2 protein-coding genes are annotated in these 1,788 nt (G+C 58.3%); one reads left to right on the top strand and one right to left on the bottom strand.

Features of this window, described 5'->3' with window-relative positions; translation table 11 throughout:
- Window positions 1-570, bottom strand: a 570-nt coding sequence (locus HB376_RS40550) for an aldo/keto reductase (protein ID WP_213769301.1), incomplete at its 3' end; no start/stop codon positions are given.
- Between the two features lie 83 nt (window positions 571-653).
- On the opposite strand from HB376_RS40550, the gene HB376_RS40545 reads away from it, so the two are divergent.
- Complete coding sequence (locus HB376_RS40545) at window positions 654-1,640, top strand: AraC family transcriptional regulator (RefSeq protein WP_255631899.1); 987 nt, start codon at window positions 654-656, stop codon at window positions 1,638-1,640.
- Window positions 1,641-1,788 lie beyond the last annotated feature (148 nt).

Genomic DNA, 1,788 nt, shown 5'->3' with positions numbered 1-1,788 from the left:
CAGATTGTAGTGGTCCTGCATCGACACGAAACGTGCCCAGCCATGCCGACGCTGCAGATGCAAACACTTGCTGAACTCCCAGGCGAACATTGACGACGCCCCGATATAGCGGGCCTTGCCCGCCTTGACTACATCGTGCAGCGCCTCCAGCGTCTCTTCGATCGGTGTGCGGCCATCCATGCGGTGAATTTGATAGAGGTCGACGTAGTCGGTTCCGAGCCGACGCAGGCTATGGTCGATTTCGGAAAGGATGGCCTTGCGCGAGAGGCCCGCCCCGTTAGGACCCGCGTGCATGGGATGACGCACCTTGGTGGCCACGACGATCTCGTCACGGCGCGCAAAGTCCTTGAGCGCACGGCCAAGAATCTCTTCGCTCGACCCTTGCGAGTACATGTTCGCGGTATCGAAGAAGTTAATGCCCGACTCGATCGCATGTTTGATGAGAGGACGGCTCCTGTCCTCGCTCAACGACCAAACTGGATGTCCGCGGTCGGGCTGACCGTAGGTCATGCAACCGAGCGCAATCGGTGAAACGTCGAGGCCAGTCCTGCCGAGCTTGATGTAACGCATGGCTTATCTCCCGATAAAGTTACGTCAGAGCGACGTGTTCGTCGCCAAAGAAAGCACTTTAGTCGCAGAGATCCGGACGGTGAATGCTTGAAAAGCCGCTTTACTTGCGCAATAGTGCGGACATGCCAAACGATCTGTTTTCCGATGTCCTCACGCTGGTGGGCGCTCAAACCGTCCTCGCCGGTGGCTTCGCTGCTGGCGGTCCATGGGCCTTGCGCTTTCCGGCTCCCGACAAGATCAAATTTGCTGCTTTGATCAAGGGCGCATGCTGGCTGCGTGTCGAGGGCGACGAGGCGGCAATCCGCGTCGAAACGGGAGACGTGGTGCTCCTTTCCGCGAAACGCGCGTTCGTGCTCGCAAGTGACCTTGCGGTTGCACCGCTCGATGCGAAATCTCTATTTTTCGGCCAGGGGAAGAAATTTGTGACACTAGGCGATGGACAAGACTGTGTCCAGTTGGGCGGACACATCGTGCTCGACTCAGTGAACGGGAATTTTCTCGCCACCGCAATGCCGCCGTTGATTCATGTCCAGGCGTCGTCCGCCCATGCGGCAGACTTGAAATGGCTTATCGAGAGGCTCGTCCGCGAGCAGGCCGAGGAAAAACCCGGCTCGGGTACAGCGTCCACGCAACTCGCACAGCTGATGTTTATCGAACTACTGCGCGCTCATCTTGCGGCTTCCGGAGAATTTCCTGCTGGTTGGCTGCGGGCGCTAGGCGATTCGCGGCTTGTCCCCGCACTGCGCCTGATGCACGGAGAGCCAGGTCGAGAATGGCAACTAAACGAGCTCGCGGGAGAGTGCGCGATGTCCCGGACGACGTTTGTCCTCCATTTCAAAACGTCGGTTGGCGTTACCCCTTTCGTCTACCTGACCGAATGGCGCATGCGTCTGGCTGAGAGGGCGCTCCGCGAGGGCGATCTTCCAGTGGCCGTAGTGGGACGGTCGCTTGGCTATACGTCCGAGAGCGCGTTCAGTAATGCCTTCAAACGCGTAATCGGTCACGCGCCGAGACGCTACCGTTCAGAGCGCGTCAGTTCTCGCGATACGCAACATTCAGAAGTGCAATAAGGTTGACTGCCCGAATAATGGGACAGCCCATAGTGTTTTGCCGGCTACGAATCAGATCAGGAAAGATGTTACGCACAGACATTCCGGGGGCTTCATGCAAATGCGACCAAGGTTTTGAACACGACGCCCACGCCGCCTGACGAACGAC

This window comes from Caballeronia sp. dw_19, assembly GCF_018449515.1.
Lineage (GTDB): Bacteria > Pseudomonadota > Gammaproteobacteria > Burkholderiales > Burkholderiaceae > Caballeronia.
The sequence above is the reverse complement of the archived record's forward strand: the minus strand, read 5'-3'. Positions and strand labels throughout refer to the sequence as shown.

Excerpts from the sequence above, each read along its gene's own strand:
- HB376_RS40545 (WP_255631899.1), top strand. The coding sequence starts at position 654 with ATGCTTGAAAAGCCGCTTTACTTGCGCAATAGTGCGGACATGCCAAAC.